Source organism: Pseudomonas sp. (assembly GCF_026224925.1).
In the GTDB taxonomy this organism is placed as follows: domain Bacteria; phylum Pseudomonadota; class Gammaproteobacteria; order Pseudomonadales; family Pseudomonadaceae; genus Aquipseudomonas.
This window is the reverse complement of the sequence record NZ_JAMFRV010000402.1, coordinates 1-5,648: the sequence shown is the minus strand read 5'-3', so window position 1 is coordinate 5,648 and position 5,648 is coordinate 1. Positions and strand designations below refer to the sequence as shown.

The window sequence follows — 5,648 nt, the reverse complement described above, 5'->3', positions numbered from 1 at the left end:
TCTTCGCGAACAAGTTCGCTCCCACCAGATCGGATTGACCACACCCAATTCGGCGCCTTGCCGAAATCTTGGTGGGAGCGAACTTGTTCGGGAAGCAGGCGACTCGGTACATCAGTGGAACCGCATCGCGTCATTCCCAAATAAATTCGGACCCACAGGATTTCAATTACTCAACAACTTCAACGCTTTGCTTTTAAGCAGCTCCAGGTCCATCACCGGGACTTGAATCTCTTTGGCCCATTCATCCCATTGGCGCATGCGCAAGCTGATGCTGCTCAGTGGGTCTTGCTCGAATGTTGCAGCCTCTTCAACGCTCATCACACCGCCCTGATACTCCAGGGTTCGGCGGCTGGCGTTGCTCAGTTGCTCGTAATAACCCGGCTGCTTGAGGGTCAGGTAGCGTTTGGCCTGGACGTGGTACTCCACTAATTTCGCCACGCGCTCGCTGAATCCACATTTGCGCAGGTAATCAGCGCCAACACGCTCGTGGCTCATGACGCCAAACCCGCCCATGTTAAGCGTTTGTGAGTCCTGCGCGCAGATATGCCCGATGTCATGAAAGAACGCCGCAAGCACCACTTCATCGTCGAAGTTTTCGGCCATGGCCAGCTGCGCCGATTGGGACATGTGCTCGATTTGCGAAACAGGCTCGCCAATGTATTCGGTATCACCATGCTGCTGATATAAGGAAAAAACGTCCGCGACGACTTGTTCGGGCCTGTGCATGTCCACTCTCGATACTTAAAGAACACCATCCTGCCGAGCCAATACTAAGGCCTGATGACACGTTGAAAAGACCGCCGACAGTCGGTCATTTAATTTTTGCTTACGCGATTTCCCCAAGCACCGGTATCATCGCGCGCCCGATACACCCGAAAATGTGAACACATGAAACCCACTCTGATCGCCGCCGCAGAAATCGACCGAATCGATACCTGGGCCAAATATTCCAGCACCATGTGTGGCGGCTGCATTTCCAGCTGTTGTACGTTGCCGGTGGAAGTGAAGATCAAGGATTTGATCCGCATCGGCTTGGTGGACGAGTTCGAGCGTGGCGATCCGCCGAAGAACATCGCTAAACGCCTGCAAAAAGACGGAATCGTCGAGCGCTATAACCAGAAGCTCGGGATTTTCACGTTGCAGCGCATGAGCAACAACGATTGTCTGTACCTGGACCGTAAAAGTCGGTTGTGCACGATTTACGAAAAACGCCCAGATACTTGCCGCAATCACCCTAAAATTGGGCCTCGGCCTGGTTATTGCGCCTATGTGCCGAAGACCCCTGAGCGCAAACCGGTAGACAATACGCTGTATATTTTTTAATCAGGCTCATCGAGTAGCGGTGGGACCGAATTCATTCGGGAAAGCGTCGGATCAGATAAATATTTTGCGGATGTGAAACCGATTCCCGAATGAATTCGGTCCCATAGTTATCCGTGAATTGCCCCAATCTATCGCCGAGTTCCTGCCATACAAACAAAAACGCCCCCGACATCGCTGTCGGGGGCGTTTTTTTAACAGCTACTTAAAATCAGTTGCCGCTTTTCTTGGCAGCGCGGGTGCGCTCGCTTTCGCCAAGAATTTTCTTACGCAGGCGGATCGACTTTGGAGTCACTTCGCAGAGTTCGTCTTCTTGAACGAATTCCAGCGCTTGTTCCAGAGTGAAACGGATAGGCGGAACCAGAGCGATGGTTTCGTCTTTACCGGAAGCACGCATGTTGTCGAGCTTCTTGCCTTTGGTTGGGTTAACGCCCAGGTCGTTGTCGCGGCTGTTGATGCCGACGATTTGGCCTTCGTACACGTCTTCGCCATGACCCAGGAACAGCTTGCCACGCGCTTGCAGAGTTTCCAGCGAGTAGGTCAAAGCCTTACCGGTAGCAACCGATACCAGAACGCCGTTCTGACGGCCGGACATGTCGCCCGACTTCATCACGTCGTAACGGTCGAAGATGCTGGTCAGAATGCCTGCGCCTGAAGTCAGGGTCAGGAATTCGTTACGGAAACCGATCAAGCCACGAGCAGGGATGTTGTATTCAAGGCGAACACGGCCCTTGCCATCCGGAACCATGTTGGTCAGGTCGCCTTTACGGATACCGATCTGTTCCATGATCGCGCCCTGGGAATCTTCTGGCAGATCGATGGTGACGTTTTCGTACGGTTCGTGCTTAACGCCGTCAACCATACGAATGATAACTTCCGGACGACCAACACCCATTTCGAAGCCTTCGCGACGCATGGTTTCGATCAGTACCGAGAGGTGCAACTCGCCACGGCCGGATACTTTGAACTTGTCAGCAGAGTCGCCTTCTTCAACGCGCAGAGCAACGTTAAACAGCAATTCTTTGTCCAGACGTTCCTTGATGTTACGGCTGGTGACGAACTTGCCTTCTTTACCGCAGAAAGGCGAATCGTTTACCTGGAAGGTCATCGAAACGGTTGGTTCGTCAACGGTCAGCGGCTTCATCGCTTCAACATTCAGTGGGTCGCACAGAGTGTCGGAGATGAACAGCTGGTCGAAGCCGCTGATGCAGACGATGTCGCCGGCAGCTGCTTCTTCAACGTCAACACGGTGCAGACCGTGGTGACCCATCAGTTTCAGAATACGGCCGTTGCGGCGCTTGCCATCAGCGTCGATCGCAACAACCTGGGTGTTCGGCTTGACGCGACCACGAGCGATACGGCCAACACCGATGACGCCCAGGAAGCTGGTGTAGTCCAGTGCCGAGATTTGCATCTGGAACGGACCGTCACGGTCAACTTGTGGTGCTGGAACGTGGTCAACAACAGCCTGGTACAACGGCGTCATGTCTTCAGCCATCTCGTTGTAGTCGAGACCGGCAATACCGTTCAACGCAGAGGCGTAGATGACTTTAAAGTCCAGTTGCTCTTCAGTAGCACCCAGGTTGTCGAACAGGTCGAAGATTTGATCCAGAACCCAGTCCGGACGAGCGCCTGGACGGTCAACCTTGTTGATGACCACGATTGGACGCAGGCCGGCTTCGAAAGCCTTCTTGGTCACGAAACGGGTTTGCGGCATAGGGCCGTCTTGAGCATCAACCAACAGCAGAACGGAGTCGACCATCGACATCACACGTTCAACTTCGCCGCCGAAGTCGGCGTGGCCTGGGGTGTCCACGATGTTGATGTGGTAGCCATTCCAGTTGATCGCGGTGTTTTTCGCGAGAATGGTAATACCGCGTTCTTTCTCCTGGTCGTTGGAGTCCATCACGCGCTCGTCGTTGAGCTCGTTGCGTTCCAGGGTGCCGGATTGACGCAAGAGTTTGTCTACCAGGGTGGTTTTACCATGGTCAACGTGAGCAATGATGGCGATGTTGCGTAGATTTTCGATCACTTGTGTATCTCGATCAGAGGATTCGGTCAGCTGACTAAGTGTAGGCAGCTATTAACAGTAGAGTCGGCCTTAAGCCGTTACGGCTAGACGACTGGCGTCGGGGGGCCGGTGACGCAAGCCACAGGCAAACAGCCCCGGGCACTTAGCTCGGTCGATAAACGCGCACATTGGCATGCCCCTCACTGAGCAAATGATGAGCATGCAGGCGACTCATGACGCCTTTGTCGCAATACAACAGGTACTGGCGCGTGTAATCCAGTTCCTTGAAACGGCTGTTCAGTGCATAGAACGGCAGCGTCTGTATCTCAATTCCAGGCAATTCCAGCGGCTGGTCTTCCTGAGCATCCGGGTGACGGATGTCGATAACGACCTGACCGGCCAGTGCTTGACTGACTTCTTCTATTTCGACACTTTGGCTCAGCTCGTCGATTACTCGATCAATCGTCACCAGCTTGGCGCGCTCAAGCGCTCGCTCAAGAATTGCCATGTCGAACTGTTGTTCTTCGTACTCAACGCGGTTGCGCTTGGCGTTGGTCTTGGGGTTGATCGAGATCACCCCGCAATATTCAGGCATGTGCTTGGCGAAATCGGCAGTCCCGATCTCGTTAGCCTGATCGATGATGTCTTGCTTATGAAGGCGATCAGCGGGCGCAGTACCAGCTTGTCAGTCGCAGCATCGATGAGTGACAGGTTCGGCAGCGTTTGACTGGCAACCTGAGAAATCGCTTCACCGGTGACCAGCACGTCGATTTCGAGCCGATCAGCAATAGAAGACGCAGCGCGCAACATCATACGCTTCAAAACCACGCCCATATGACTGTTATCGACTTTCTCGAGAATTTCTCCCAGAACTTCTTCGAAAGGGACGCTGACAAACAGCACCCTTTGCGAGCTGCCGTACTTCTTCCACAAGAAATGAGCGACTTCCATCACCCCCAATTCATGGGCGCGGCCGCCAAGATTGAAGAAGCAAAAATGGCTCATAAGCCCGCGGCGCATGATCTGGTAGGCCGCCACCGTTGAATCGAAACCGCCAGACATCAATACCAGGGTCTGTTCAAGGGCGCCCAACGGATAACCGCCGATGCTGTTGTGCTGACTGTGAATAACAAATAGCCGTTGGTCGCGAATTTCCATGCGCACTTCGATTTCAGGTGCTTTCAAGGAAATTCCGGCAGCCCCGCACTGCTGGCGAAGCTGGCTACCCACGTATTTCTCGACATCCATGGAGCTGAATGTATGTCGGCCGGCACGTTTGCAACGTACCGAAAATACTTTGCCGACCAACAAATCGCCGAAATGTTTTTTACACTTGGCGAGAATGTCGTCCATATCGCCCAGTGGATATTCTGCAACCTGCAGGAAATGCGCGATGCCCGGCATGCAGCTCAGGCGCTCGGTCATTTCCAGCAGGGCTTTCGGCTCGCTGACCTTGGTCTCTACCTCAAGGTTGTCCCACACGCCGCCCACCACCAATGCCGGGTCCAAATCACGGAGCACGGTACGGATGTTTTTGGCCAACTGGCGGATGAATTGCTTGCGCACCGGCCGGCTTTTGATAGTGATCTCTGGGAAGACTTTTACGATTAGTTTCATGTAAACAGCGCGCGAGGTGCCAGCCGAAAAAGAGGGGGCGGAATTATAGCGGAAATTGCTCAAGGTTTAACCAGTTATTGTGAGCGTTACATCTGACGCACCAAAATAGAACAGCGCCCCAAATTAGAGCATCATATTAGTGCACCAATTGTTTCAAATATCAGCTTTAATGCGCGGAGAGCGCGATTTTCCAGCGAAAAACCCATCTCAGGGCACTGGCATGCAATTTGCTCCCTTGTGAGGCAGGTTGCCTTGGCAGATATTCGCGCCCGGCATCACCCAAATTCAAAGGGCCAAAACCATTACCCTGGCCCGAAGCCACCCGGAGGACACTATGTCGAAGTCGGTTCAACTCATAAAAGATCATGACGTCAAATGGATTGATCTGCGCTTCACGGATACCAAAGGCATTCAGCACCACGTGACCATGCCGGCTCGCGATGCGCTAGAAGAAGATTTCTTTGAAATCGGCAAGATGTTTGATGGCTCCTCCATTGCGGGCTGGAAAGGCATCGAAGCGTCGGACATGATCCTGATGCCGGACGACAGCACCGCCGTGCTTGACCCGTTCACCGAAGACCCAACCATTATCCTGGTTTGCGACATCATTGAACCTTCGACCATGCAAGGCTATGACCGCGACCCACGCGCCATCGCTCACCGTGCCGAGGAATACCTGAAGTCCACTGGCATCGGCGAC

Annotated in this window: 4 protein-coding genes and 1 pseudogene; 2 read left to right on the top strand and 3 right to left on the bottom strand. The window is 53.5% G+C overall.

Translation table 11 applies throughout. From position 1 onward, the window contains the following. Window positions 1-162 precede the first annotated feature (162 nt). Window positions 163-726 carry a phosphonate degradation HD-domain oxygenase gene (locus M0974_RS17400; RefSeq protein WP_297839281.1) on the bottom strand — a complete coding sequence of 188 codons (564 nt, stop codon included), beginning with the start codon at window positions 724-726 and terminating at the stop codon, window positions 163-165. Window positions 727-888: 162 nt separating this feature from the next. Between M0974_RS17400 and M0974_RS17395 the strand changes: the two genes are divergently transcribed. Further along, complete coding sequence (locus M0974_RS17395) at window positions 889-1,323, top strand: YkgJ family cysteine cluster protein (RefSeq protein WP_297839279.1); 435 nt, start codon at window positions 889-891, stop codon at window positions 1,321-1,323. A gap of 208 nt (window positions 1,324-1,531) precedes the next feature. Here M0974_RS17395 and typA read toward each other — a convergent pair whose 3' ends face one another. Beyond that, complete coding sequence (gene typA / locus M0974_RS17390; protein WP_297839277.1) at window positions 1,532-3,352, bottom strand: translational GTPase TypA; 1,821 nt, start codon at window positions 3,350-3,352, stop codon at window positions 1,532-1,534. A gap of 142 nt (window positions 3,353-3,494) precedes the next feature. Continuing rightward, window positions 3,495-4,948, bottom strand: a pseudogene (thiI, locus tag M0974_RS17385) (tRNA uracil 4-sulfurtransferase ThiI). Between the two features lie 334 nt (window positions 4,949-5,282). Here thiI and M0974_RS17380 point away from each other — a divergent pair. Then, on the top strand, window positions 5,283-5,648 hold a 366-nt coding region (locus M0974_RS17380; RefSeq protein ID WP_297839273.1), incomplete at its 3' end, for a glutamine synthetase beta-grasp domain-containing protein.